Below are 26,121 nucleotides of genomic sequence, written 5' to 3' on the forward strand. Positions count from 1 at the left end.
AACGGGCGGGGCCGGTGGGTTGGAGCAGAGGAACGAACGTCCCTGTTTCCCCGGAGGAGATGCCATGACCACGCCCAACGAAGACCGCCCGGTCCGCCAGCTCCGGCTGGTGGTGGAGGCCGAGGACTACGAGGCCGCGGTCGCGTTCTACCGGGATGTGCTGGGCCTGTCGGAGCAGGCCGCGTTCTCCGGCGGGGACGGTGCGCGGGTGGTGATCCTGGACGCCGGGCGGGCCACGCTCGAGATCGCGAACCCGGCGCAGAAGAAGATGATCGACGAGGTCGAGGTGGGACGTCAGGTGGCGCCGAAGATCCGGGTGGCGTTCGAGGTGGACGACGCGCGCGCCACCACCGGGCGACTGGTGTCGGCGGGCGCGGCGGAGGTGGCGCCGCCCACGGTCACGCCCTGGGAGTCGCTGAACTCGCGGCTGGACGCGCCCGCGGGCCTGCACATCACGGTGTTCCAGGAACTGCGCACCCTCGAGGACCGCCAGACGCTCGACGGCTTCGGCACCGAAGCAGACCAGCTCCCGGACTCATGACCCCCGTCCGGGCGCCCCGGGCCCATGACCCCCCGCGGGGCGCCCGCGGCGATCACGGCGGCTCCAGCACCGCTTGGCCGAACAGGGCGCCCCGCGCCCGCACCCCGTCCATCAAGCGGGCGAACACGTCCATCCCTCTCACCATAGACGCTGAGAAATGGCCGCGAGCGGCACAGGTAGGGTCCGTGACCTGGGCAGGCCGTTGACTTGGGGCATGTCTGGTTATGCGATTTCGGTATTGGTCGGCACCGGCAAGTCCACCGTCGCGCAGGCGCTGGCCGAGCGGCTGCTCAGGTCGGTGCATGTGCGCGGGGACGCATTCCGTCGCATGGTGGTCAACGGGGCCGTCGAGATGATCCCGCCGCCGTCGGAAAAGGGGCTCAGCAGCGGTCACGTTCTCTGGCCGCGTTCCGTCAGTGCGGTGAGGGACGCGCCCCCTGGGGGATGGCGTCGTAATCGATCGACAAGAGAGAGCACGACATTGAACGAGATACTGGTCCAGGGAAGCGTGGCGGCGGGCTTCGAGGAGGTGCGGGAGGAGTTCGCCGCAGTCGTGGCTGAGGAACCGGGAGGTCCGGGCGCGCAGTTGGCGGCCTACGTGCATGGCCGGCAGGTGGTTGACCTGTGGGCGGGCGAGGAGATGACCGGCGACTCGCTCACCGGCGTCTTCTCCTCGACCAAGGGTGCCGCGACGCTGACGGTGGCGCTGTTGGTGCAGGATGGCGTGCTCGACCTGGACGAGCCCGTGGCCCGCTCGTGGCCGGAGTTCACGGCAGGAGGCAAGGGCGGGATCACGCTCAGGGACGTGCTCACGCACCGCTCCGGGCTGGTCGGCGTGGAGGGCGGGCTCCCCTTGGAAGAGATCGCCGACGACCGGGTGATCGCTGCGCGGATTGCGGGACAGCGGCCGCTCTGGAGGCCCGGTACGGCCTACGGCTACGGCGGCTTCGTGACCTTCGCCATCGTCGGCGAGGTGGTGCGGCGGGTCACCGGCCAGTCGATCCAGGAGCACTACGAGGAGCGGATCCGCGCGCCGTACGGGCTGGATCTGTATCTCGGCCTGCCAGAAGCGCTCGAAGAGCGCTATCTGGACGTGCTGCCGTGGCTGGCCACGCCCGAGATGCTGGAGGCGTTCGCGGCGAACAACACGCCGAGTCCGCACAGCATCGGCGGCATGTCCTACAACCTGAGCGTCTTCCAGGTCGCGGACGTGCTGGACTTCCCCAACCACCGGGTGGTGCGGGCGCTCGGTCAGGCGTCGGGCGGCGGCGTGGGCAGCGCCCGGGGCTTGGCGGCGCTCTATGCGGCCGCCATCTCCGAGGTGGATGGTCGGGCACCGCTGCTGAAGCCGGACACCCTGGCTGAGTTCTCCATGATCCACTCCACGGGGAAGGACCTCGTCGGCGGGGATCGGGCGCACTACGCTGTCGGATTCAAGGCCGAGGGTTTGTCCTACCCGTTCCTCAGCGCAAACGCCTTCGGCCACGACGGCTCGGCGGGATCGGAGGCGTTCGCCGATCCGCGCGGCGGCGTCGCCTACGGCTACACCCGCCGCCGGGCCGCCTTCGGCTTCTACGCCCCTGAGAACAACCGGCTGGCAGCGGCGGTCATGCGAGCGGCTACCGCCATTTCGTAGACCGGTCGACGGCCTCAGCCATGGCCCGGTGGCCAGCCGTGCCGTACTCATTGGACTCCGGACCCGCGGGCGTGATCCTCCCACGCCGACCAGGACCACCTGCCGGACGGAATGGTGGTCGAAGGAGTGGGTTCAGCGGGCGGCGGGGCGGGCACGGACGTGCATGCGCTCCCCTTGCGGCCCGAACAGCGCCAGGACCTCCGTGGGCTCCCCGTCGGGGTTGGTGAACGCGTGCGGCGTCCTCGTGTCGAACTCCGCCGCCTCGCCCGGCGTGAGGATCACATCGTGCTCCCCGAGGAGCAGCCGCAGCCGCCCCGACAGGACGTACAGCCACTCGTAACCCTCGTGGACCTGCTGCTGGGGCTCGTATCCCGGCCAGTGCGGCGGGTGGATCTGCTTGAACGCCTGCACCCCGCCGGGCCGGCGGCTCAGCGGGATGTACGTCATGCCGTGGCGTTTGATCGGGCGCATGTGCACCCGGGGGTCGCCGGTCACGGGCGCGTCGATCAGCTCGTCCAGCTGCACCTGATGCGCCCGGGCCAGCAGCAGGAGCAGCTCCAGGGTCGGTTTGCGCTGACCGGACTCCAGGCGGGACAGGGTGCTGACGGAGATGCCGGTGCTGCTGGACAGTTGCGTCAGCGTCGCCCCGCGTTCCTGGCGCAGCGCCCGGAGCCGCGGGCCCACGGACTGGAGCACGTCGTCGAGGTCCATGCGACCCACTTTGCCATTTCGGCAATGTTATTTGTCAACCTGGCGGTCGTTCGCGGACAGTGGCGCAGTCGCAACGAGCGAGAGGAGACGCGTGATGGACGCGAAGTACGACGTGGTGGTCGTCGGCGGCGGGGCCGCCGGGCTGAGCGGGGCGCTCACGTTGGGCCGGGCGCGGCGGAAGGTGCTGGTCGTCGACGCGGGGCGGCCGCGCAACGCGCCCGCCGAGGGCGTGCACACGTACCTGGCGCGCGAGGGCGTCTCGCCGCTTGAGCTGCTGGCCGCCGGTCGCGAGGAGGTGATCGGGTACGGCGGCGAGATCGTGACGGGCACCGTCGAGACCGCCGAGCGCCTCGACAGCGGGGGCTTCCGCGTAGTGCTGGACGACGGGTCCGCGGTCGAGGCGGACCGGCTGCTGGTGACCACCGGACTGGTGGACGAGCTGCCGGACGTGCCGGGCCTGGCCGAGCGGTGGGGGCGGGACGTGCTGCACTGCCCGTACTGCCACGGCTGGGAGGTACGCGACCAGGCCATCGGGGTGCTGGGCACGGGTCCGCTCTCCGTTCACCAGGCGCTGCTGTGGCGGCAGTGGAGCACGAACGTGACCCTCTTCCTGCACACCGCGCCCGAGCTCGACGCGGAACAGCGCGAGCAGCTCGCCGCCAGGGGCGTCACCGTGGTCGAGGGGAAGGTGACGGGCCTGGAGGTGACGGACGACCGGCTCGCCGGGGTGCGGCTCGCCGACGGCCGGGTGGTTCCGTGCCGGGCCCTCGCCGCCGCCACCCGGCTGACCGCCCGCGCGGGCCTGCTCGCGGGGCTGGGGTTGGCGGTGGAGGAGCAGGAGACGTTCGGGTACGTGATCGGCACCCGCGTGCCCGCCGACCCCTCGGGCGCCACCAGCGTGCCGGGGGTGTGGGTGGCCGGGAACGTGACCAACCTGACCGAGCAGGTCATCGGCGCCGCAGCGGCGGCCGTACGGGCGGCGGCGGCGATCAACGCCGACCTGATCGCCGAGGAGACCCGCCACGCCGTCGCCGCCCGGGCCCGGTCCCACGGCTCCCACGAGTCGTACGAGTCCGACAAGGCGTTCTGGAACGCTCGCTACGCCCAGAGCGTGCAGATATGGAGCGGGAACCCCAACGTCATGCTGGTCCGCGAGGCGACGGACCTCGAGCCCGGCACGGCGCTGGACCTCGGGTGCGGCGAGGGCGCCGACGCGGTCTGGCTGGCCGGGAGGGGGTGGCGCGTCACCGCGGTCGACGTCTCTGACGTGGCGCTCGAACGCGCCGCCGGACACGCCGCGAGCGCGGGGGTCGCCGGCCGCATCGAGTGGCAGCGGCACGACCTCGCCGTGTCCTTCCCCGAGGGCGCGTTCGACCTCGTCTCCGCCTGCTTCCTGCACTCTCCCCGCGACCTGCCGCGCGAGCAGATCCTGCGCGCCGCCGCGTCGGCCGTCGCCCCCGGCGGGGTGCTGCTGGTGGTCGGGCACGCGGGATGGCCGTCCTGGGAGCACAATCCGCCCTTCGACGTGCACTTCCCCACGCCGCGGGAGGTTCTCGACGCGCTCGAGCTGCCGGAGGGGGAGTGGGAGGTGCAGGTCAGCGAGGAGTACGAGCGCACCCTGAACGGGCCGGAGGGCCACCCCGGCACCCGGATGGACAACGTGCTCAAGATCAGGCGGCTGCCCGGCGAACCGCGCTGAGCAGTCCCCGCCCGCGCGTCCCTACCGGGTACGGGGCGTCTGGCTGCGATAGGAGTGGCCGAGTTCGGGGCCGAGGCCGAAGTAGTGGCGGAAGTTGTAGATGAGCGGGCTCCACGCACCCGGATCCACGTGCTGCGTGCCCGGCACGACGATGCGCGGGTCCGCGTGCACCTTCCCGACGACGGCCTCGGCGATGACGAACGACCCCGAGACGTCATGCCCGACCCGCTCCGCCCGCGCCTCAAACTGGATCGGGCACTCGGCGACGCGCGGCGGCCGCACCAGCGCCCACGCGGAGGACATCGGGGCGAGGTTGAAGGTCCCGTCCGGGTTCTCCGTGGAGAGCAGGACGACCGGCGTCCCGAAGTACAGGATGCTCAGCTCGATGGTCACATGAGTGGCGGCAGTCACGGCGTTCATACCAGGGAGCCTAGGAACGGGACGTTCAAACCATGAGCGAAACGTACCGGCAGATCTACATTGTAAAGGCGCCCGGCAGGGCGCGATACGCCGTCCCCTTGCCAGAGAGCCGCACCGAGGCGACGGCCGCCGGGAGGAACGCCGACTCGCCCGGCCGCAAGGTCAGGTCGCCGAGGTGGGCCTCGCCGTCGATGCAGACGACGATCTGGGGGACGCCCCCGGGCACCGAATGGGGAGTCTCCAGGTCGTAGCGGGTGAGGGCGAACTCGGGGGCCGGCGGCCGGTAGTGGTGCTCGCCGCGTGCGTCCTCCTCCGGCCGCACCAGGTGCGGCTGCGAGGGGGTGAAGTCCACGATGCGCATGAGCTCCGCCACGTCGATGTGTTTGGTGGTGAGCCCGCAGCGCAGCACGTTGTCGGAGTTGGCCATGATCTCGACGCCGATGCCGCCGAGGTAGGCGTGGGGGACCCCGGCGCCGAGGTAGAGGGCCTGGCCGGGGAGCAGGTTGACGTGGTGGAGCAGGAGTGCGGCGGTGACGCCGGGGTCGCCGGGGCAGGCGCGGGCGAGGTCGCCGTAGCCGGCCAGGTCGGGGTCGTCGTCAAGGGCGAGCAGGGCCTGCTCGACCTGGGCGCGGAGCGGCCGGTTGGCGTCGTCGAGCATCTGCGCGAACACCTCCCGGAGCTTGCCCGCACGAAGCATGTCGGTCCAGGGGCGAAGGTCCGGCAGTGCGAGGCGGTCGAGGAGTTCGGCGGTGGTGGCGGGGTCGCGGAAGCCGCACAGGCCGTGGAAGGGGGTGATCGCGCAGACCATCTCGGGTTTGTGCGAGGCGTCCTTGTACGTGCGGGCCGGGTCGTCGATGGGGACGCCGCGGGCGTTCTCGTCGGCGAACCCGGCCTCGGCCTGCGCGGTGGTGGGGTGGACCTGGAGGGAGAGGGGGCGTTCGATGGCCAGGACCTTGAGCAGGTAGGGGAGTGCAGGGCCGAAGCGGACGGCGGTGGGCTCGCCGAGGGTGGCGGTGGGGTCGTGGGTGATGAGCTCGTTCAGCGGGGTGCCGGCGACGGTGGAGGGGTCGCCGGGGTGCGCCCCCATCCAGAGCTCGGCCTGCGGCCGGCCGGTGGGCTCGGTGCCGAACAGATGGGGCAGGGCCGTGACCGAGCCCCAGTCGTAGGGGCGGATGGCGGTGGTCAGGCGCATGGGCGCGGGGGCCGGTGGGGTGTCGGGCTGTGGCACGGGGGTTGCTCCAATCGTCGTCATGGAGCGTAGAGCGGGACGGGCTGATGTGCGTAGTCGGGGCCTCTGCTCGCGACGCCGGTGACGGCACGTTGCAGCGCCGCTATACATGGGTATAGTCTGCTTTGCGTATGAACAGTTGGCTATACAGAGGAATGGGATGACGACCGTACCGGACCCCGAAGACCTCACGGCGCGTGCGCGGATCAGGGACGCGGCGATGCGGCATATCGGCGAGCACGGCTTCGAACGGGCGACGATTCGCGAGATCGCCGAGGCCGCGGGCGTGTCGCTGGGCCTGGTGCGCCACCACTTCGGCTCGAAGCAGGCGCTGCGCGAGGCGTGTGACGAGCACCTGATCAAGGTGATCCGCAAGCTGCACGAAGAGGCCGCGCGCGACCCCCGGGGCGGCCTGAACCCGGTCGCGGTGATGGGGCCCTACCAGCCCTATCTGGCGCGGGCGTTGACGGAGGGCTGGGCGGCACCGCTGTTCGACGAGATGGTCGACATCGGCGAGCAGTGGATCGCGGAGGCCGACAAGAGCCGCCAAGAACCGCCGGATGTCGACGCGCGGTCACGTTCGACGATGATCGCCGCGATGGCGCTGGCGCCCACGGTCCTCCGCCAGCACGTCGAGCGCGGCCTCGGCGTCGACCTGGCCAGCCCGGAGGGGCAGGTCAAGCTCATGCGGGTGGTGCTGGACATCTACTCCCATGCCCTGCTCAGCCCCGAAGAGGCCGCACAGGCCAGGACGGCCCTCGACCGGGGCCAGATCACGTGAAGGAGCATCACCATGGCGGACGCCATCGCTGTGCAGGGGTTGGTGAAGACGTTCGGGGCGACCAGGGCGCTGGACGGCCTCGATCTCACCGTGCGCACCGGTGAGGTGCACGGATTCCTGGGTCCGAACGGGGCGGGGAAGAGCACGACGATCCGGATCCTGCTGGGCATGGTGCGGGCCGACGCGGGCACCACCCGGTTGCTGGGCGGCGATCCGTGGTCGGAGGCGACCGAGCTGCACCGGCGCCTGGCGTACGTGCCGGGCGATGTGACCCTGTGGCCCAACCTGTCGGGCGGCGAGGCGATCGACCTGCTCGGGCGGTTGCGCGGCGGCCTGAACGAGCGGCGCAAGGCGGACCTGCTGCAGCGGTTCGACCTGGACCCGCGCAAGAAGGCGCGCACGTACTCCAAGGGCAACCGGCAGAAGGTGGCCCTCGTGGCCGCGCTGGCCTCCGACGTGGAACTGCTGATCCTGGACGAGCCCACCTCCGGTCTCGACCCGTTGATGGAGGAGGTGTTCCGGGAGTGCGTCAGGGAGGAGCAGCGTACGGTGCTGCTGTCGAGCCACATCCTGGGCGAGGTGGAGGCGCTGTGCGACCGGCTGACGATCATCCGTGACGGCCGGACGGTCGAGACGGGCACGCTGGCGGAGCTGCGGCACCTGACCCGCACCTCGATCGAGGCGGAGCTGGCGGGGCCGCCGGACGGGCTGGCCGGGCTGCCCGGGGTGCACGACCTCAGCGCCGATGCCGGGCGGGTGCGGTTCACGGTGGACGGCCCGGCGCTGGACCAGGCGCTGCGCCGGCTCACGGAATCGGGCGTGCGCAGCCTGGTCAGTCGGCCGCCGACGCTGGAGGAGCTGTTCCTGCGCCACTACGAGACCGCGCGTTGACTTGCACGTCTATCCCAGCGGCAGGCACGGGCTGGGACTGGCGGAATCGGACCCCGTCGTGGGCGACTGGACCCGGCGGTGCGCCGCCTTTCTGCGCGGACAGGGGTGGTGAGCCATGATTTGTTCTACGCTTATGCTCCGAAGCGCTACGAGTGTGTAGTGCATCTCTGGACCGGAGGAGCCTGCGATGAACGACACGTTGAAGGTGGAGGACGGGCCGGATCGCATGCTGGTCCGGCTGGACCGCCCGCACGTTCGTAACGCGATCGACGCGGCGATGGTCGCCGACCTACATGACGTGTGCGCCGAGCTGGAACGGCGGCCGCGGATCATGGTGATCACGGGGTCCGACGGGGTCTTCGCCGCGGGCGCGGACATCCGGGAGCTGCGCGAGCGCCGCCGCGAGGATGCCCTCGCCGGCATCAACAGCGGGTTGTTCGACCGGATCGCCCGGCTGCCGCTGCCCACGATCGCCGCGATCGACGGCCCGGCCCTCGGCGGCGGCGCGGAGCTGGCGTACGCCTGCGACTTCCGCATCGCGACCCCGCGGGCCCGGTTCGGCAACCCGGAGGCGGGGCTCGGCATCATGGCCGCCGCCGGGGCCTGCTGGCGGCTGCGCGAGCTGGTGGGCGAGCCACTGGCCAAGGAGGTCCTGCTCGCGGGGAAGGTGGTGTCCGCCGAGGAGGCGCTGGCCGTCCGGCTGGTGAACGAGCTGGTCGCCGAGGAGGAGCTGCTGGCGGCGGCGGACCGGCTGGCCGCCCGTATCGCCAGGAACGCGCCGCTGGCGCTGCGCCTGACCAAGCTCGCCCTCGCCGCGCCGCCTGGCGCCCATCCTCGCTTCGACGACGTGGCGCAGGCCGTGCTGTTCGAGACGGAGGACAAGCACGAGCGCATGACCGCGTTCCTGGAGCGGCGCCGCTGACGACGTCGCCTGATCGCAGGCGATCAGGCGGTGCCCAGGTGGGCGCGGCCGGCGTCGGTGAGCACCCGGTCGTGACCCTCGGTGATGAGCAGCGGCGGGTCCGCCTTGTACAGGTCGGCCACCGCCGCGCGCTCCAGCCCGGCCTCGCGGGCCGCCTGGTGCGCCTCCAGCTTGTGCATCCGCCCGCCGCAGTCGGCGATGCGCCGCAGGAAGGCCTGCACCGGGTCGGCCGCGGCCGGGCCGCTGTCATGCTGCGGGCCGGGCCGTTCGAGCAGCATCGTGAGCTGCTCGATGATGCCGAGCACCGTCTCGCGCCAGGCGTCGGCCGTGGCGTCGCGATTGCCTCCCGCGCCGCCAGAGCCCTGCCAGGTCCGCTTCGGATGGCGGCGCAGGTACTCCCGTTCGAGTTCGAGCATGCGGGTGGTGTGGCGGGCGAACTGCTCGGCGCTGCCGTGCAGGAAGACCCAGTTGCGGGTGGCGTGCGCCTGGGTCCCCTGCCGTTCCAGCTCCGCGTCGCTGAGCTCGGCGGCCGGCCGGCCGTGGACGTCGTCAGTCATGGTGTCATTCCTTAACCATCGAGCCTGCGCAGCTCGTGCCGGTAGCGCTTGGCGTTGCCGAGATACTCGCGCACGCCGTGATCGATCCACTCGCTCTGCACGTCGTCGTCCAACGGCCTGGGCCGGGCAGGCACGCCGAGGGCCATGTGGCCGGCCGGCACCTCCAAGCCCTCGGGGACGAGCGCCTGGGCGCCGATCACCGAGCCCGTGCGCACCACGGCGCGGTTCAGGACCACCGCGCCCGAGCCGATGAGACAGCGGTCCTCGACCACGCAGCCTTCGAGGTGGGCGTTGTGCCCGACGACGCAGTCGCTGCCGATCACGGTGGGCCACTGCTCGGTGGTGTGCAGGACGGTGCCGTCCTGGACGGAGGTGCGCTCGCCGATCTCGATGCGGCCGAAGTCGGCCCGCAGCACCGCCGTCGGCCATACCGACGACTCCGCGCCGATGGTGACGCTGCCGATGACGACGGCGTCCGGGTGCACGTAGGCGTCCGGGTGGATCCGGGGCACCTGGTCGCCGAGGGCGTAGACGGGCATCTGTCATACCCCCGCGTACACCCGGGTCGCGTTCCCGGCGAGCACGGCCGCGGCCACCTCGTCAGGCAGCAGGCCCGCGACGGCGCGGGCGTTGGCGGCGATGCCGGGCACGCCGGGCCAGTCGGTACCGAAGATCCATTTCCGGGCCAGGCGGGCGAGGTCGTGCCGCGCGTAGTACTCGGGCAGCCGCTTGGGCGGCAGGCCGGACAGCTCCAGCCAGACGGTGTCGTTGGACAGGGCGAGGAAGGCGGCGGCGTCGTACCACCAGCCGCGCCCGCCATGGGCGAGCACGACGTTGAGGCCGGGGAAGTCGCGCACCACGGGGATGAGGAAGCGCGGGTCGGCGTTCTCGTTCGCGGCGCCGGGGAAGGAGCTGGTGCCGCAGTGCACGACGAGCGGGACGCCGCGTTCCTCGAGGACGTGGTACGCCTGGTACAGGGCCGGGTCGTCGCAGCGGAACCCGCCGTGCACGGGGTGCAGCTTGAGCGCGGCGGCGCCGAGGTCGAGCTGGCGGCGCAGCTCCGCGGCTACGGGGAAGTGCAGGTGCGGGTTGACGTTGGCGACCGGGCGGAACCGGTCCGGGTTGTGCTCGACGATCGGCAGCAGGTCCTCGAACGCCTGCATGCCGGTCGCCTTGGGGCTGTATTCGCAGAACAGCAGCGCGACGTCGACGCCCTGGGCGGCGAAGAGCTCGTCCAGGCGGGCCGGGCGGGGCCTGCCGCCGGCGTCCCAGACGTCCTCCATGATGCCGTCCTGGCCGAAGTCGCGGGCCCAGCTCAGCCAGGCCGGCTTGAGTGTGCCGAGCAGCGGCACGTGGACGTGTGCGTCGATGAGCCGGATGCCGTCGAGCATGCCCCCTACCTGCCCGCGACCATGGGGGTGTCCACGCCGATGCGGCCCGTCTTGTGCGACCCTCCGGGCGCGCCGAGCGCCGCGTCGCGGCCCGGCAGGACCTCGACGAAGAACCGGCGGTTGTCCTCGACGAAGCCGGCGTGCTCGGGGTCGACCCGCCGGTCCTGGCTGATCGCCTCGACGGGGCAGACAGGTTCGCAGGCACCGCAGTCGATGCACTCCTTGGGGTTGATGTAGAGCTTGCGGTCCCCTTCGTAGATGCAGTCGACCGGGCACTCCTCGACGCACGACTTGTCCATGACGTCGATGCAGGGTGCGGCGATGACGTACGGCATGTGGATCTCCTTCAGGCCGGGGGTGGACCGTCGGTCGAGTGCCCCGGGAAAAGCTGGGCGGCGGGGTCGAGGTGCACCGCTGCGTTGTTGACGGCCGTCGCCACTTCGCCGAAGCCGACCGCGATCAGACGGACCTTGCCGTCGTAGCCGGCGATGTCGCCGGCGGCGAAGATACCGGGCACGTTGGTGCGCATCGCGGAGTCGGCCACCAGGTGGCGGTTGTCGTGCAGGTCGAGCCCCCACTCGCGGAGTGGGCCCAGGTTGGCCGTGAAGCCGAGGGCCGCGACGAGCCGCTGACACGGCAGGGTGTGCCCCGTGCTGAGCTCGATCCGTTCCAGCCCGTGGCCGCCGAGAGTGGCGACGACCTGGGCGTCGGTGACGATCTCCACGGAGGAGGCCCTGAGTCGTTCGACGGAGCCGTGGTGGGCGCGGAAGGCCGCCCGGCGGTGCACGAGTGTGACGGTCTTCGCGATGGGCTGGAGCATGAGGGCCCAGTCCACGGCGCTGTCGCCGCCGCCGACGACCACGACGTCCTTTCCGGCGTAGTCCGCGCTGTCCGGCACGAAGTACTCCAGACCGCGGCCGAGGAACTCCTCCCCGGCCGGGAGCGGGCGGGGTGTGAAGGTGCCGATGCCGCCGGTCACGATCACCGCCCCGGCGGTGATCTCGGTCCCGGCGCTGGTCTTCACCACCAGCAGGTCGGGCCGTCCGTCGCGGGGTACGCGGTCGAGCCGCTGGGCCTCCTCGCCGAGCAGGTACGCCGGCTCGTACGGCGCCGCCTGCGCGACCAGGTTGGCGATGAGGCGGCGGCCGGTGACCGCGGGGAACCCGGCCACGTCGAAGATCTCCTTCTCCGGGTACATCGCGCTGACCTGGCCCCCGACCTGACTGAGCGAGTCGACGACGGCGGTGTGCAGGCCGCGCACACCGGCGTAGTAGGCCCCGAAGAGGCCGACCGGCCCCGCCCCGACGATCAGTACGTCGACGTCGAGGGCGCTCATCCGCTCACCCCCTCCGCGAGGAGCTCGTCGTCGCCCCCGTGGTCAGCGAGGAGTTCGCGGATCTTGAAGCGCTGGATCTTGCCGGTGGCGGTCTTGGGCAGCTGCTCGAGGAAGACCACCTGGCGGGGCCGTTTGAACGCGGCCAGCCCGTCGCGGCACCACTGGATGAGCTCCTCGGCGGTGACGTCTCCCTTGGCGACGACGCAGGCGATGGGTTTGTCGAGCCCGTGCTCGTCGGCCATGCCGACCACGGCCGCCTCCCCGACGTGCGGGTGCTCCAGCAGGCGGCTCTCGACCTCGGCCGGCGACACCCAGATGCCGCCCGCCTTGAGCAGGTCGTTGCTGCGGCCCATGCAGGTGTAGAAGCCCTCCGGCGAACGTACATAGGTGTCGCCGGTGTTGAGCCACTCGCCCAGGAACACCGCGCGGCTGGCGTCGGTGCGCCGCCAGTAGCCCAGGGCGATGGACGCGCCGCGTACGTGGAGCGAGCCGGGCTCGCCGTCGGGCACCGGCGTCCCCCCGGCGCCGCGCAGCTCGATGTCGTAGCCGGGCACCGGGCGGCCGGTCGTGCCGGGCTGGATCTCGCCGGGCCGGTTGGACAGGAAGATGTGCAGCGCCTCGGTGGAGCCGATGCCGTCGATGATCTCGACGCCGAAGCGCCGGGTGAACCTCTCTTGCAGCGGCGCGGGCAGCGCCTCCCCGGCCGACACGCCGAGCCGTACCGAGGTGAAGGTGTCGGCCGGCAGATCGGCGGCGAGCAGCGCGGCGTAGAAGGTGGGGACGGCGAAGAACAGGGTGGGCCGGTCCGCGGCCATGCGCTCGGCGATCACGGCGGGGGCGGGGCGGCGCGGCTCCAGCACGGTCGCGGCCCCGGCCGAGAGCGGGAAGAACATCGAGTTGCCGATGCCGTAGGCGAAGAACAACTTGGCGACGGAGAAGCAGACGTCGTCGGCCGTGATGCCGAGCACCTGGTCGCCGTAGGTCTCGCAGACGTGCCGGATGCTGGCGTGGCGGTGCATGGCGCCCTTGGGAGCGCCGGTGGTGCCGGAGGTGTAGAGCCACAGGGCCCAGGAGTCCTCAAGCGTGGCGGCGGGCTCGACCGGCTCCCGCTCCCCCGCCGCGATCAGGTCCACCCACGTCAGGGACGTGACCGAGCTCGGGGCGTGGAGCGGCGCGGCGCCGTCGCACACCAGGTGGCGCACCTCGGGCGCCATGGTGAGCGCCTCATGGACCTGGGGGCCGTAGTCGGGGCTCGCGATCACGACCGCGGCGCCGGAGTCGGCGATGATCGTGCCGAGCTCCTTCGCCCCGAGCATGGTCGAGACCGGGACGGCCACGAAGCCGCCGCAGAAGGCCGCGAGGATTCCGGTGAACATGGGCACGTCGTCGTTGGTGACGAACACGACGCGGTCGTCGCGCCGCAGGCCGAGGGCGCGCAGGGCGGCGGTGGCGGTCCCGACGAGGTCGGACAGCTCGGCGTAGGTGAGCGTGGTGTCGCCGCGGCGGACCGCGATCCGATCCCCGTGGCCCTCGTGGACGTGGCGGTGGACGAGCCAGCTTCCGGCGTTGAACTCGGTCATGTCACACCCGCTCGATGTCGTAGTCGCCCTTGCGGCCGGTGCCGTAGCGGCGCAGGGCGCCGTTGGGGCCGGAGGCGTTCGGGCGGATGAAGATCCAGTTCTGCCAGGCGGTGAGCCGTGCGAAGATCTTCGTCTCGACGGTCTCCGGGCCGGCGAAGCGGTGGTTGGCCTCCATGCCGGTCAGCGCGTCGGGCGACAGCGAGGCGCGTTCTTCGAGGGTGATGCGGAGCTCGTCTTCGAAGTCGATGTCGTCCAGGGCCAGGGTGACCAGGCCGAGCCGCATCGCGGCGGCGGCGTCCAGCGGCTCGCCGATGCCGGCGCGGGCGGCCTGCAGGTCCTCGTCGTTGCCCCAGAAGCGGGACTGGAGACGGGACAGGCCGTTGCCCATCGGGAAGTCACCGTCGTTGGACGGGGTGAGGATGATGGCGGCGGGGGCGGCGGTGTCGTCGCGGTCCTCGTAGACGCCCTCCAGCATGTACTGTCGGTCGGCGGCCAGAGCCAGCTCGGTCAGCAACCCGGCGAAGGCCGTGCCCGGGTCGATGACCGCGATGAGGCTGCGGCTGGTGACGTCCAGGCGCTTGAGCGTGCGCTTGTAGTAGTGCCGCACCTCGTTGACGAACCAGTCGTCCGCGAGCTCGCGCAGCTGGGCGTCGTAGGCCAGCACCCGCTCGGGGTCGCCGACGGCGCGCAGCACCCAGATCCCCAGCTCCGGCTCATTGGTGCGCAGGTGCAGAATCAGGTCGTCCAGCGCGCGCGTGACGGCGAGCGGCCAGTAGCCGTCGCCCTGGTCCTGCGGCGCGGCGGGTGGGGCGTCGTGCGGGCCCGCCACGGTGATCTCGACGCGGCGGTGCGGCCGGTCGATGCGCGCGGACAGGAAGGGGTAGGTGATGGTGTCGCCGTCGTCCTTGCGCTCCAGCGGCGTCAGCGGCACGCCTCGCGCGGCCGCGGGCCGCCCAGACGTCGCCGCGGCCTCCGTGGCCCGCCTGGTGATCTCCTCGCGGAAGGCGTTGCGGGGCACGGTGGCGTCCACCAGGCCCCACTCGACGGCGGTACGGCCGCGCAGGCCCTCCGACTTGGTGGCGAACACGTCGGCGCGGTCCCTGCGCACGTGCCGCTTGTCCACCACCCGGGTCAGGCCGCCCGTGCCCGGTAGCACGCCGAGCAGCGGCACCTCGGGCAGGGACACGGCTGAGGAGCCGTCGTCGACGAGGACGATCTGGTCGCAGGCCAGCGCCAGCTCGTAGCCGCCGCCGGCGGCGGTGCCGTTGAGCGCGGCGATCCAGGTCTGGCCGGAGTGCTCGGTGGCGTCCTCGATGCCGTTGCGGGTCTCGTTGGTGAACTTGCAGAAGTTCACCTTCCAGGCGTGCGTGGACTGGGCCAGCATGCGGATGTTGGCTCCGGCGCAGAACATCCGGTCCAGGCCGCCGGTCATCACGACCGCCTTGACCTCGGGGTGCTCGAAGCGCAGTCGTTGCACGATGTCGTACAGCTCGATGTCGACGCCGAGGTCGTAGGAGTTCATCTTGAGCTCGTAGCCGGGGACCAGGCCGCCGTGCTCGTCCACGCGCAGCGTGACGGTGGCCACCGGCCCGTCCACCTCGAGTTTCCAGTGACGGTAGCGGTCCGGGGAGGTCGCGAAGCGGACCACCGGCGGAGCCGAATGCGAAGGTTCAGCTGTGACAGTCAAGGCGCGCTCCGTTGGGAGGTAGGCGGAGGGACGTTAGTGCCTAATATTCGACGCATCTTAGATGTAGCGTCAAGGCTTTGTAGTATTTATCGTGAACCGGGAGGTGAGCGGCGTACGGGGTGGCCGGCCTGACAGAATGCGCGTCAAGAACATGTTGAACGACAGGAGGTCAGACGTGGCCCCGCGCGAACCGCGCACCCAGACCCGCCAGCCGGCGGAGCCCGTGGAACGTCAGCGTGAGAAGGCGTCCGCCAGCGCCCGCTCGGTCCTGCTGACGATCCTCGGCGAGTTCGTGCTCCCGCGCCGGGGCGAGGTCTGGACGGGCACCCTGGTCGACGCGCTGGGCGCGCTCGGCATCGAGGAGAAGTCCGCGCGGCAGGCGCTGGCCCGCACGGCGGCCGAGGGCCTGCTGGACTCGGTCCGGCACGGCCGCAAGGTGCGCTGGAGCCTGACGGAGGCCGGCGACCGGCTGCTACGCGAGGGCACCGAGCGCATCTACGGCTTCATGCGCGGGCCGCGCGACTGGGACGGCCGTTGGCTCGTGCTCACCGCCGGCGTGCCGGAGACCCAGCGGCGGCTGCGCCACCGGCTGCGTACCAAGCTCACCTGGCTCGGGCTCGGCTCGCCCTCTCCCGGCCTGTGGGTGATCCCCGACGCCGCCAAGGAGGCCGCGGTCCGCGACGTCGTCCGCGAGCTCCAGTTGGAGGACCGGGCCTATGCGTGGACGGGCCCGTCCGCCGGCATCGGCGACACCGCCAAGCTGATCACGGCCGCCTGGGACCTCGACGACGTGGAGAAGCGCTACCTGGGCTTCATCGAGCGTTTCCAGGGCATGACGGCCGCCTCCGGCCGGGAGGCGTTCGCCGGCCAGGTGCTGCTGATCCAGGAGTGGCGGCGTTTCCCGTTCCTCGACCCCGACCTGCCGGCCGAGCTGCTCGATCACGACTGGCCGGGGCCCCGGGCCGCGGCCGTCTTCCACGACCTGCACAACCGGTGGCACCGGCGCGCCCAGGCCGAGTGGGACCGCATGGACGAGGACGCCGCCGCCCGCAACTAGAGCAGCCCTTCGTCGGCCAGGTGCACGTAGTCGAACTCGACCGGCTGGTCGTTGATGCCGGTCTTCGGCGGGGCGATCCAGCCGGCGAACTTGCCGTACTCGTACTCGGGGACCATGAGGGCGGCGACCTGCTCGCGGTCCTGCGGGGTGGGCAGCCATTCGGTGACGAGGGCCTGCCAGGCGGCCTCGTCGACGACCTCACCCTGCGGGGTGACGTGGTGGCCCGCGTAGACGCCGACCTTGCGGTTGAAGCCCTCGTGCGGCAGATACAGCCGCTCGGTCAGCCCGGCGTCCTCCAGCGCCTGGTTCCAGCGGCGCACGCCGTTGGCACAGTCGGCGACGTACTCGTCACGCAGGTCGAGGTTGAGCGCGCCGAGCATCGGCACGGTCCTGGTCCTGATCTGTCCGTCCTCGACGTAGCGCAGCTCGCGGGTGTCCTCCAGCAGCACGTGGTCGTCCTTGCGGCGGGTCTCCATCCACCGGCCCTTCAGCCCGGAGGTGTAGTAGTTGCCGGCGTTGGTCGACTGCTCGGAGCCGAACAGGTCCATCGACACCGAGAACTGGAAGTTCAGGTACTTCTGGATCACGTCGAGGGGGATGCCGCCATGCGGGAAGACGTCGGGCGTGTTGTGCTCCTTCATGAGCTCGGCGGTGCGCTCCAGGACCCGCTGGACCCCGGTGGTGCCCACGAACATGTGGTGGGCCTCCTCCTTGAGCATGAACTCGCACGTGCGCGCCAGCGGGTCGAACGCCGACTCCTTCAGGGTCCCGAGCTGGTACTTGCCGTCCCGGTCCGTGAAGTACGTGAACATGAAGAACTGCAGCCAGTCGGTGGTCTCTTCGTTGAACGCGCCGAGGATGCGCGGCGCGTCGAGGTCGCCGGAGTTGCGCTTGAGCAGCTGCTCGGCCTCCTCCCGGCCCTCCCGCCCGAAGTAGGCGTGCAGCAGGTAGACCATCGCCCACAGGTGACGGCCCTCCTCCACGTTGACCTGGAACAGGTTGCGCAGGTCGTAGATGCTGGGTGCGGTGTGGCCGAGGATGCGCTGCTGCTCGACCGAGGCCGGCTCGGTGTCACCCTGGATGACGATCAGCCGCATCAGGTCGGCCCGGTGCTCGCCGGGCACCTCCTGCCAGGCGGGCTCGCCCTTGTGCTTGCCGAAGTTGATCTTGCGGTCGGGGTCCCGTTCGGCCAGGAAGATGCCCCAGCGGTACTCCTCCATCGGGACATGGGCGAAGTGCGCCCAGCCGTCGCGGCCCACGGCGATGGCGGTGCGCAGGTAGACGTCCCTGGTCGGCAGGGACGGGCCGAGCTCGCGCCACCAGTCGAGGAACTTCGGCTGCCAGCCCTCCAGCGCCCGCTGCAGGCGGCGGTCGCCGGCCAGGTCGACGTTGTTCGGGATGCGCTCGCTGTAGTCCACCTGGCTGAGGGGGCCGGTGGGCGAGGGTGCGGCGCCGGTACGGGAATCGGTGCTCATGTCTGCTCTCCAATACGTTTGCGGGCCGTTACTTCACGATCGAGTCGAGTGCCGCCGGGCCGCCCTGGATGGCGGTGCGCTGCAGGTGGGCGTAGACCGCGCGCAGCCCGCCCTCCTCCTCGCCGCCGCCCGCGCGGCCGGGACCGCCGTGGACGAGCTGGGGCATGGGCGTGCCGTGCCCGGTGGACTCCCCTGCGCTGTCGCGGTCGAGCACGAGGATGCGACCGTGGTGGGCGGCCGCGCCGAGCACGATCTGCCGGACGAAGTCCCGGTCGTAGGAGACCACCGACCCGGCCAGGGATCCTTTGCCTCGGGCGATCAGCTCGGGCAGGTCCGCAATGTCGCCGTACGGCATGAGCGTGCTGACCGGGCCGAACGCCTCCACCTCGTGGGGCTCGGGACGGGCCACGTCGTCCACCCGCAGCAACAGCGGCGACAGGAACGCGCCGCGCTCGGCATCGGCCCCCACCACCTCGACCTTGTCCGGGTCGCCGTGGATCAGCGAGCCTGCCGAGCGCAGTCGCGCGACGGCGGCCCGGACGTCCTCGCGCTGGGCGAGGCCGACGAGCGCGCCCATCGTGACGCCGCCGGCGCCAGGCGCGCCGACGACGACCCGCGCCAGCCTGGCCTCGACTGCTCCGGTGACGGCGTCGATGAGGTTCGCCGGCACGAACGCGCGCCGGATGGCCGTGCACTTCTGCCCCGCCTTGACCGTCATCTCGGTGATGAGGGCGTCGGCGAACAGGTCGAACTCCGGCTGCCCGGGCACGGCGTCCGGGCCGAGCACCGAGCAGTTGAGCGAGTCGGCCTCGGCGTTGAAGCGCGCCGAGCGGCGCGTGACGGCCGGGTCGGACCGCAACCGGGCGGCCGTGGCCACCGACCCGGTGAACCCGATGTGGTCCTGCCCGCCGAGTAGGTCGAACAGACCGGAGATGTTTCCCGCGACGAGCTGGATCGCGCCGGGCGGCAGCGCTTCCTCCATGATGCGCACGGCGTGCGCCGCGATGTACGCGGTCGGGGTCGCCGGCTTGACGATCGTCGGCAGCCCGGCGAGCAGCGCGGGCGCGAGCTTCTCCAGCATGCCCCACACCGGGAAGTTGAACGCGTTGATCTGCAGGCTGATCCCATGCGGGGTGGTGAGGATGTGGCGGCCCGCGAACGTGCCACCCTTGCCCAGCGGCACCGGGTCGTCCTCGGCGATCAGCGTGTGGTCGGGCAGCCCCTTGCGGGCGAGGCTCGCGTAGACGAGCGCCGTGCCAATGCCGCCGTCCACGTCGACCGCGGCGTCTCCGCGCGTGGCCCCTGCCCGTGCCGACAGGTCGTACAGCTCCTGCCTGCGCTCCTGCAGCGCCAGGGCGGCCGCCTTGAGCGCGGCGGCCCGCTGCGGGAAGGTCAGCTCGCCGAGCGCCGCCAGGCCGGTGCGGCGGGCGTACGTCACCGCGGCGGCGAGGTCGAGCCCCTCGCTGGTGACCAGGGTGACGATCTCGCCGGTCACCGCGTCGGCGACCGGGACTCCTTCGCCGGTGCCGGCGCGCCAGGACCCTTCGAGATAGCTCCGCAACGTCATGCCTCACTCCAGTCGTAGAAGCCCTTGCCGGTCTTGCGCCCCAGGTGGCCCTGCTCGACGAGCCGGACGAGCAGGGCCGGTGGGGCGAAGCGGGGGCCGAGCTCGCGTTCGAGGTAGCGCGCGATGCCCAGCCGCACGTCGAGGCCCACGAGGTCGGTGAGCCTCAGCGGCCCGATGGGGTGGCCGTAGCCGAGCGTCATCGCGGCGTCGATGTCCTCGGGTGCGGCGACGCCGGACTCGACCATGCGGATCGCCTCCAGGCCGAGGATGACGCCGAGCCTGCTGCTGGCGAAGCCGGGCGCGTTGCGGACGACCACGGCGGTCTTGCCGATCGCCGCCACCCAGGCGACGGCCCGGTCCCGGCGGGCGGGATCGGTGGCGGCCGCGATGACCACCTCGACGAGCCTGCTCGCCGGGACGGGGTTGAAGAAGTGCAGGCCGAGCAGGCGCTCGGGCCTGGCCAGCGCCTCGGCGAGCGTGTCGAGCGAGATGCTGCTGGTGTTGGAGGCGATGACGGCCCCGGGCTCGACCGCGTCCTCAACGGCGCGCAGCGTGGCCAGCTTGAGGTCGAGGTCCTCGGGCACCGCCTCGATCACCAGCCCGGCTCCGGCCAGCCCGGCCGTCCTGGTGTCCGTGACGAGGCGGGACATCACCTCGTCCGTTTCCTCGACGAGGCCCCGCTTCACGCTGCCCGCGACGGCGCGGGCCACCCGGTCCCGTGCGGCGGCCGCGGCCTCCTCGTCGCGTTCCACCAGCGTGACCTGGCATCCGGCGAGGAGCAGGGCGTGGGCGATGCCGGCGCCCATCCGCCCGCCGCCCACGACTCCGCAGCGTCCGGGTAGTCCGGTGGTCTCGGTCATTCCCCAAACTTGCCACATTCTCATTGCGCAACGGAAGACAGATGTAGCAGATTTATGGGTGACCGGGTTCACACATCCGGACACGCGTGATTACCATGCGCATACCCGCGAACATGTACCACCTGGCGGAGGTCGGCGACATGACACCGAAGACCCAGCTGCGCCCAGAGATCGAGCTGTCCTGGCGGCGCTGCCGGCTCAGCGGCCTCGGGCCCGCGGCGCCCGACCTCCGCTTCGAGCCGGACGAGGTCGACCGGCGCAGCCGCCTCGTCGCCGCCGCCCAGCCCGTCCTGGAACAACTGGCCGAGCAACTGGGCGACACCGGCTACTCCGTCATGCTCGCCGACCGCGAGTCGCGGCTCGTGGACGTGCCCATCGGAGCCCGCAAACTGCGCGGCATGCTGACCGGCCTGGGCGCGGTCGCCGGCGGCGTGTTCATGGAGGAGACCACCGGGACCAACTCGATCGCCACGGTGTACGAGCTGCGCCGCGGCCTAGCGGTGCGAGGCGAGGAGCACTACCTGGAGCCCTTCAAGCGGTTCAGCTGCTACGGGCATCCGATCATCCACCCGGTGACCCACCGGCTGGAGGGCGTCCTCGACATCACCTGCCTGGCCGAGAACGACTCCGCACTGCTCGGCCCGTTCCTGGCCCGGGCGGCGAGCGACATAGCGGAGCGGCTGCTGCGCACCGCGCGCCGCGCCGAGCAACGCATGCTCGCCGCGTTCCAGGCCGCCGCGGCCGGACACAACCGGCCGGTGCTGGTGCTCGGCGAGGGCGTGGTGCTCGCCAACTCCCCGGCCGTGGAGCTGCTCGACCCGGTCGACCACATCCGGCTGCGCGAACTGGCCGCCGACCTCGGCGGCCGCGGCGGCGCGGCGCGTTCCCTCGAGTTGTCCTCGGGGCGCAGGCTCGCGGTCCGGTTCCAGGCCGTCGCCCCCGGTGCGGACGGGGTGTTGTTCGAGTTCACGGATCCAGAGGGCACCCGCCACGTACCGCACCGGGGCCCGGCCGAGCCCCCTCACCCGGGCACGCCGGTGTACGTCGGCGGCGCCCCGGGAACCGGACGCACGACGGCGGTGCGGTCACTGGCCGGGGAACGCCCGATCTTCGCGCTCGACGCCTCCGAGGCGGCCGCCAAAGGGGAGGCCGGGTGGCTGGCCGCCCTCGACGCCGCCGTGGCCGGCGAGCCGGGCCTGCTGCTGGTCGAGGACGCCCATCTGCTGCCCGACGCCTGTGCGGTCCACCTGCGGCGCCTCATGGAACGCGCCGGGTCGTGGATCGCGCTGACCGGCGCCCCGGTCGCCGAGCTGACCGGGTACGCCGCCACGCTCGCCGCCGACTGCCCGGTCCGGATCGAGCTGCCCGCCCTGCGGGACCGTACCGAAGGGCTGCCGGGGCTGGTCCGGGCCATGCTCGACGACCTGGGCGCCGGCGATCGTGTACGGTTCACGCCCGCGGCCCTCGCGGCCCTGGCCGGTCACCCGTGGCCCGGAAACCTGCGCGAGCTGCGTACGGTGCTCCAGACGGTGCTGGCGCATCGCTCGGCGGGCGACGTGACGCCCCGGGACCTGCCCCCGAGCTACCAGGTCAGCCCCCGGCTGCGCAGGATGACGCCGCTGGAGCGGGCCGAGCACGACGCCATCGCGGCCGCGCTGCGCGAGCACGACGGCAACAAGCTGCGCGCCGCCCAGCGGCTCGGGATCAGCCGGACGACGCTCTACAACCGGATGCGGGCGCTGCAGATCACAGTGTCCAGTAGTTGAACAGTACGCCGGACACGCGCCGCCATATTTTGCCGATGAGAAACCCACCGGCAAAGGAGTCGTAACGTGCGAATCACGGCGGCACTCACCGCGACCCAAGGCGCTCCCTTCGCCCTCACCTCCCTCGAACTGGACGACCCACGGCCGGGTGAGGTCGTTGTGCGGATGGCGAGCTCCGGCGTATGCCACACCGACCTGATCGTCCGCGACCAGTGGTACCCGGTGCCACTGCCGGCCGTGCTCGGCCACGAGGGTGCGGGCGTCGTGGAGGCCGTCGGCGACGGGGTCACCTACGTCGCTCCCGGCGACCACGTCGTGCTCACGTTCAGCTCGTGCGGCGGCTGCCGCATGTGCGCCCAGGGCCGTCAGGCGTACTGCGACCAGTTCTTCGCCTGCAACTTCGCGGGCTCGCGCCTCGACGGCAGCATGACCCTGCACCGGGAGTCGGGCGACGTGCACGGCGTCTTCTTCGGGCAGTCGGCCTTCGCCACCTACGCCCTCGCCACCGAGCGCAACGTGGTGAAGGTCGACCGGGACGCGCCCCTGGAACTGCTCGGCCCGCTGGGCTGCGGCATCCAGACCGGCGCGGGCGGGGTCCTCAACTCCCTCAAGCCTCCGGCGGGTAGCAGCATCGCGGTCTTCGGCGCGGGCTCGGTCGGCATCAGCGCCGTCATGGCCGCCGTCGTCGCGGGCTGCACCACCGTCGTCGCCATCGACCTGAACGACCAGCGCCTGGAACTGGCCAAGGAACTGGGCGCCACGCACGTGATCAACGCGGCCGACGGCGACACGGTGGCCTCGCTCCGCGACCTCACCGGCGGGCTCGGCGTCGACTACACCGTGGAGACCACCGCGGTCCCTGCCGTGCTGCGGCAGGCGGTCGACGCGCTCAACCAGGGCGGCACCTGCGGCCTGATCGGCGCCGCCGCGCTCGGCACCGAGGTCTCCATCGACATGTCCGCGCTGCTGTTCGGCCGCGTCCTGCGCGGGATCGTCGAGGGCGACAGCGTGCCGCGGCTGTTCATCCCCAAGCTCGTCGACCTCTACCTGCAGGGCCGATTCCCGTTCGACCGGCTGATCAAGACCTACGCCTTCGAGGCCATCAACCAGGCGGTGGAGGACTCCGAGAAGGGGACCACCCTCAAGCCCGTCCTGACCTTCGCCTGAGCGACCAAGGAGCCCTGTCATGCAACTGCGTTACGACACCTTCTACATCGGCGGCGCGTGGGTCCGCCCGGCCACCGACCGCGTGATCACCCCGGTGAACGCCAGCACGGAAGAGCGGCTCGGCCAGGTGCCCGAGGGCGCCGAGGCCGACATCGACGCGGCGGTGGCCGCCGCGCGCCAGGCCTTCGACGACCCGTCCGGCTGGGCGAGCTGGGAGCCCGCGCGGCGGGCCGAGGTGATGGACCGCCTGGCCGACGCGATCGACCGGCGGGCCGACGGCTTCGTCGAGCGGGTGAGCGCCCAGAACGGCATGCCGGTCGCGGTCGCCCGGCAGCTCGAGACCGGCTACCCGAGCGCCGTGCTGCGGTACTACGCCGGGCTGGCGCGCCAGGCCGCCTTCGACGAGACGCGCCCCGGGTTGTTCGGCGGGTCGATCCAGGTCCGCCGGGTGCCGGTCGGCGTCGTCGCGGGCATCGTGCCGTGGAACTTCCCGCAGGCGCTGTCCATGTTCAAGCTCGCTCCGGCGATGGCGACCGGGTGCACGCTCGTCATCAAGCCGTCGCCGGAGACCGTGCTGGACGCGTACCTGCTGGCCGAGGCCATCGAGGAGGCCGGCGTCCCGGCCGGGGTCGTCAACATCGTGCCGGCCGGGCGCGAGGTCGGCGCGTACCTGGTCGCCCATCCGGGCGTCGACAAGGTGGCCTTCACCGGCTCCACCGCCGCCGGGCGGATCATCGCCGAGACCTGCGGGCGGCTGCTGCGCCCGGTCACGCTGGAGCTCGGCGGCAAGTCCGCGGCGATCATCCTCGACGACGCGGACCTGGATCTGGCGAAGATCGGCGAAGGGCTGTTCGGCTCCACGCTGCTCAACAACGGCCAGACCTGCTTCCTCGGCACCCGCGTGCTGGCTCCGCGCAGCCGCTACGCGGAGGTCGTGGACGCCTTCACGGCGCTGGCCGGCTCCCTGACCGTCGGCGACGCCGGAGACCCGGCGACCCAGATCGGGCCGATGGCGACCGCGCGGCAGCGTGAGCGCGTCGAGACGTACATCGCCAAGGGGCGCGGCGACGGGGCCCGGCTCACGATCGGCGGCGGGCGGCCCGCGGGCCTGGACAGAGGATGGTTCGTCGAGCCCACCGTGTTCGCCGACGTGGACAACGGCTCGGTCATCGCGCAGGAGGAGATCTTCGGCCCGGTGTTGTCCCTCATCCCGTACGACGACGTCGACGACGCCGTGCGCATCGCCAACGACTCGGACTTCGGGCTCGGCGGCACGGTGTGGACCGCCGACGCGGAGCGGGGTGCGGCCGTCGCCCATCGGGTCCGTACCGGCACCATCGGCGTCAACCGCTACATCCCCGACCCTGCCGCTCCTTTCGGCGGCGTCAAGGCCAGCGGCCTCGGCCGCGAGCTGGGGCCGGAGGGCCTGGCGGCCTACCAGCAGATCCAGACCGTCTATGTGTGATTCGCTATAGACGTTCTCGTATGTGTTTGAGCGGAAGATGCATGGACCGTCTCATCAGCGGAAGCGACGATGTGACCATGTTGATTCTGGCTCTTGTCGCACTCGCCCTGCACGGCGCCCTCGCGGGCCAGTTCTACCGGTGCTTGACGGGGTCTCGGAGCGTCGCACGCGATCTCGGGAGGCAATTTCCGCTTCAGCAATCGGCTTATGCTCGAAGTGATTGCCTTCAGAAAGGAGATCACAGTGACGGTGAGATCCTTCCCGCTCACATTGCGCGTTACGGTGAGCGAAGCAACTCCGGACGACATCAGGACGACGGCGGTGGCGCGCGCCCTTGAGTTCTTCGGTTCGGGTACCGAGCTGGACGTGATCAGCGCTGAGGCCGAGCCGGATCAGGAGCGCGAGGGCCACTACTGCGCGACCGTCGTCTTTCGGAAAGTCGCCTGACGAGCCTCTGCCTGCTCGGCGGGCGCGCTGGCCCGCGTCGTCCCGTAGACAGCACCTGGGGTCAGCGCGCCGGCATCCGTCCAGTGCGGTGATCTCTTCGACGAAGAGTACGCCGGGCGGCCTCGCGCTGCCCGGCGGGTCAGCGGTTGGGGGAGGCGGCGTCGCCCGGCTCCATGAAGACCTGCGGGACCTGGTTGTCCTCGACCACGCGGCCCAGCAGCCCGGCCAGCGCGGCGCGCTCGTCCGCCGCCAGGCCCGAGGGGAGCTCGTCGATCCGGCGGCAGGTCTCGGTGTAGAACGACTCGACCAGCTCGCCGCCCTGCTCGGTGAGCGCCACCCGCACGGCGCGCCCGTCGCGCGGGTCCGGCTCGCGGCGCACCAGGCCGCGCTGGGCGCTGCGGTCGACCAGCTCGGTGAGGCTGGACTTGGCCAGGTGCAGGATCCCGCCCAGCTCGCTCATCCCGTACGGCTGCGCCATCAGCACGCACAGCAGCTGCCCCTGCTGCGAGGTGATGCCGTACTCGCGCGCCGACTCGGCGTACACGGCGCTGACCAGGAAGGAGGCGCGCACCAGCGCGGAGACGACCCCCATGTGCTCACCCGTTGCCTTGACCATGTCGCCGACCCCCGGATTGATTCGGAACGCGAACGATCAGTCTAGCAAGGCTGGAGTTCAGGTAGGCGGCCCGGCCACCAGCAGGTCACAGCGCCCGCCCGGTGCCGTGCACACGACCAGCGCCGTGTCGGCGTCGGGAACGTGCACCGGACGATCGCCAGGTCCGTGGCCTGTCAGCACGGCGACCGGCGGGGCGTTCATGGCCCCACGTCATCCGCGTACGTGACCGCAAGGAATTTGAATCAGCCTTGAGAATGAGCCTCCGGAAATATGGACGGCTGCTTCGCGCTGGACGACACGCACGGCCACTACGATTCGCAT

General features: G+C 71.6%; 26 protein-coding genes. 11 read left to right on the top strand and 15 right to left on the bottom strand.

What is annotated here, in order from left to right:
* Positions 1-64 precede the first annotated feature (64 nt).
* Positions 65-541 carry a VOC family protein gene (locus ABN273_RS45465; RefSeq protein ID WP_349455806.1) on the top strand — a complete coding sequence of 159 codons (477 nt, stop codon included), beginning with the start codon at positions 65-67 and terminating at the stop codon, positions 539-541.
* Between the two features lie 214 nt (positions 542-755).
* The gene (locus ABN273_RS45470) at positions 756-2,177 is read left to right on the top strand and encodes a serine hydrolase domain-containing protein (protein WP_349455807.1); all 1,422 of its coding nucleotides are present in this window, start codon (positions 756-758) and stop codon (positions 2,175-2,177) included.
* Between the two features lie 132 nt (positions 2,178-2,309).
* Here the strand turns inward: ABN273_RS45470 and ABN273_RS45475 are convergent, their stop codons facing one another.
* Positions 2,310-2,888, bottom strand: a complete 579-nt coding sequence (locus ABN273_RS45475; RefSeq protein ID WP_349455808.1) for a helix-turn-helix domain-containing protein — start codon at positions 2,886-2,888, stop codon at positions 2,310-2,312.
* 94 nt (positions 2,889-2,982) lie between these two features.
* Between ABN273_RS45475 and ABN273_RS45480 the strand changes: the two genes are divergently transcribed.
* The gene (locus tag ABN273_RS45480; protein ID WP_349455809.1) at positions 2,983-4,587 is read left to right on the top strand and encodes an FAD-dependent oxidoreductase; all 1,605 of its coding nucleotides are present in this window, start codon (positions 2,983-2,985) and stop codon (positions 4,585-4,587) included.
* A gap of 21 nt (positions 4,588-4,608) precedes the next feature.
* Here the strand turns inward: ABN273_RS45480 and ABN273_RS45485 are convergent, their stop codons facing one another.
* Together ABN273_RS45485 and manA are read right to left on the bottom strand one after the other, a co-directional pair.
* Positions 4,609-5,007, bottom strand: a complete 399-nt coding sequence (locus ABN273_RS45485) for a flavin reductase family protein (RefSeq protein ID WP_349455810.1) — start codon at positions 5,005-5,007, stop codon at positions 4,609-4,611.
* Between the two features lie 55 nt (positions 5,008-5,062).
* Positions 5,063-6,235, bottom strand: coding sequence for a mannose-6-phosphate isomerase, class I (gene manA, locus ABN273_RS45490; protein ID WP_349455811.1), 1,173 nt, complete (start codon positions 6,233-6,235; stop codon positions 5,063-5,065).
* A gap of 160 nt (positions 6,236-6,395) precedes the next feature.
* On the opposite strand from manA, the gene ABN273_RS45495 reads away from it, so the two are divergent.
* The 3 genes from ABN273_RS45495 (at position 6,396) to ABN273_RS45505 (ending at position 8,829) form a co-directional block, all read left to right on the top strand.
* Positions 6,396-7,016 (top strand): TetR/AcrR family transcriptional regulator, encoded by a 621-nt coding sequence (locus ABN273_RS45495; protein ID WP_349455812.1) that lies wholly within the window; start codon positions 6,396-6,398, stop codon positions 7,014-7,016.
* Between the two features lie 12 nt (positions 7,017-7,028).
* Entirely contained in the window at positions 7,029-7,907 is an 879-nt protein-coding gene (locus tag ABN273_RS45500) for an ABC transporter ATP-binding protein (protein WP_349455813.1), read from the top strand.
* Positions 7,908-8,094: 187 nt separating this feature from the next.
* Positions 8,095-8,829, top strand: a complete 735-nt coding sequence (locus ABN273_RS45505) for an enoyl-CoA hydratase/isomerase family protein (protein ID WP_349455814.1) — start codon at positions 8,095-8,097, stop codon at positions 8,827-8,829.
* A gap of 23 nt (positions 8,830-8,852) precedes the next feature.
* Here ABN273_RS45505 and ABN273_RS45510 read toward each other — a convergent pair whose 3' ends face one another.
* Genes ABN273_RS45510 through boxC form a run of 7 tightly spaced genes read right to left on the bottom strand, consistent with a single transcriptional unit; the run spans position 8,853 to position 15,341 of the window.
* Positions 8,853-9,386 carry a DUF6158 family protein gene (locus tag ABN273_RS45510; RefSeq protein ID WP_349455815.1) on the bottom strand — a complete coding sequence of 178 codons (534 nt, stop codon included), beginning with the start codon at positions 9,384-9,386 and terminating at the stop codon, positions 8,853-8,855.
* A gap of 11 nt (positions 9,387-9,397) precedes the next feature.
* Positions 9,398-9,925: a gamma carbonic anhydrase family protein gene (locus ABN273_RS45515; RefSeq protein WP_349455816.1), complete on the bottom strand. Its 528-nt coding sequence runs from the start codon at positions 9,923-9,925 to the stop codon at positions 9,398-9,400.
* 3 nt (positions 9,926-9,928) lie between these two features.
* Positions 9,929-10,777: an amidohydrolase family protein gene (locus tag ABN273_RS45520; RefSeq protein WP_349455817.1), complete on the bottom strand. Its 849-nt coding sequence runs from the start codon at positions 10,775-10,777 to the stop codon at positions 9,929-9,931.
* A gap of 5 nt (positions 10,778-10,782) precedes the next feature.
* Positions 10,783-11,112: a ferredoxin gene (gene fdxA, locus ABN273_RS45525; protein ID WP_349455818.1), complete on the bottom strand. Its 330-nt coding sequence runs from the start codon at positions 11,110-11,112 to the stop codon at positions 10,783-10,785.
* An 11-nt stretch (positions 11,113-11,123) separates the two neighbouring features.
* Positions 11,124-12,113 carry an NAD(P)/FAD-dependent oxidoreductase gene (locus tag ABN273_RS45530; protein WP_349455819.1) on the bottom strand — a complete coding sequence of 330 codons (990 nt, stop codon included), beginning with the start codon at positions 12,111-12,113 and terminating at the stop codon, positions 11,124-11,126.
* Entirely contained in the window at positions 12,110-13,693 is a 1,584-nt protein-coding gene (locus ABN273_RS45535; protein ID WP_349455820.1) for a benzoate-CoA ligase family protein, read from the bottom strand. Before ABN273_RS45535 ends, ABN273_RS45530 begins: the two co-directional genes overlap by 4 nt.
* Before the next feature lies 1 nt (position 13,694).
* Complete coding sequence (gene boxC, locus ABN273_RS45540; protein ID WP_349455821.1) at positions 13,695-15,341, bottom strand: 2,3-epoxybenzoyl-CoA dihydrolase; 1,647 nt, start codon at positions 15,339-15,341, stop codon at positions 13,695-13,697.
* A 214-nt stretch (positions 15,342-15,555) separates the two neighbouring features.
* Between boxC and ABN273_RS45545 the strand changes: the two genes are divergently transcribed.
* Entirely contained in the window at positions 15,556-16,437 is an 882-nt protein-coding gene (locus ABN273_RS45545; protein WP_349455822.1) for a PaaX family transcriptional regulator, read from the top strand.
* Here the strand turns inward: ABN273_RS45545 and boxB are convergent.
* From boxB to ABN273_RS45560, 3 genes are read right to left on the bottom strand one after another with little or no spacing between them, the layout of a single operon-like run.
* Positions 16,434-17,912: a benzoyl-CoA 2,3-epoxidase subunit BoxB gene (gene boxB, locus ABN273_RS45550; RefSeq protein ID WP_349455823.1), complete on the bottom strand. Its 1,479-nt coding sequence runs from the start codon at positions 17,910-17,912 to the stop codon at positions 16,434-16,436. The genes ABN273_RS45545 and boxB overlap by 4 nt on opposite strands.
* A gap of 28 nt (positions 17,913-17,940) precedes the next feature.
* Positions 17,941-19,479 carry a phenylacetic acid degradation bifunctional protein PaaZ gene (gene paaZ / locus ABN273_RS45555; protein ID WP_349455824.1) on the bottom strand — a complete coding sequence of 513 codons (1,539 nt, stop codon included), beginning with the start codon at positions 19,477-19,479 and terminating at the stop codon, positions 17,941-17,943.
* Positions 19,476-20,339, bottom strand: a complete 864-nt coding sequence (locus tag ABN273_RS45560) for a 3-hydroxyacyl-CoA dehydrogenase family protein (RefSeq protein ID WP_349455825.1) — start codon at positions 20,337-20,339, stop codon at positions 19,476-19,478. The genes paaZ and ABN273_RS45560 overlap by 4 nt, the downstream gene beginning before the upstream one ends.
* A 95-nt stretch (positions 20,340-20,434) precedes the next feature.
* On the opposite strand from ABN273_RS45560, the gene ABN273_RS45565 reads away from it, so the two are divergent.
* The 4 genes from ABN273_RS45565 (at position 20,435) to ABN273_RS45580 (ending at position 25,184) form a co-directional block, all read left to right on the top strand.
* Entirely contained in the window at positions 20,435-22,105 is a 1,671-nt protein-coding gene (locus ABN273_RS45565; protein ID WP_349455826.1) for a sigma-54-dependent Fis family transcriptional regulator, read from the top strand.
* A gap of 66 nt (positions 22,106-22,171) precedes the next feature.
* A complete protein-coding gene (locus ABN273_RS45570) occupies positions 22,172-23,272 on the top strand; it encodes an NAD(P)-dependent alcohol dehydrogenase (RefSeq protein ID WP_349455827.1) in 1,101 nt (366 codons plus the stop codon).
* A 19-nt stretch (positions 23,273-23,291) separates the two neighbouring features.
* Positions 23,292-24,737, top strand: a complete 1,446-nt coding sequence (locus ABN273_RS45575) for an aldehyde dehydrogenase (protein ID WP_349455828.1) — start codon at positions 23,292-23,294, stop codon at positions 24,735-24,737.
* Between the two features lie 207 nt (positions 24,738-24,944).
* The gene (locus tag ABN273_RS45580) at positions 24,945-25,184 is read left to right on the top strand and encodes a hypothetical protein (protein WP_349455829.1); all 240 of its coding nucleotides are present in this window, start codon (positions 24,945-24,947) and stop codon (positions 25,182-25,184) included.
* Positions 25,185-25,323: 139 nt separating this feature from the next.
* Here ABN273_RS45580 and ABN273_RS45585 read toward each other — a convergent pair whose 3' ends face one another.
* On the bottom strand, positions 25,324-25,800 hold the full coding sequence (locus ABN273_RS45585) for a MarR family winged helix-turn-helix transcriptional regulator (RefSeq protein ID WP_349455830.1): 477 nt from the start codon (positions 25,798-25,800) through the stop codon (positions 25,324-25,326).
* Positions 25,801-25,857: 57 nt separating this feature from the next.
* On the bottom strand, positions 25,858-26,001 hold the full coding sequence (locus tag ABN273_RS45590; protein ID WP_349455831.1) for a hypothetical protein: 144 nt from the start codon (positions 25,999-26,001) through the stop codon (positions 25,858-25,860).
* Positions 26,002-26,121 lie beyond the last annotated feature (120 nt).

Origin of the sequence: Nonomuraea sp. B19D2, from assembly GCF_040137845.1 — a bacterium.
Lineage (GTDB): Bacteria > Actinomycetota > Actinomycetes > Streptosporangiales > Streptosporangiaceae > Nonomuraea.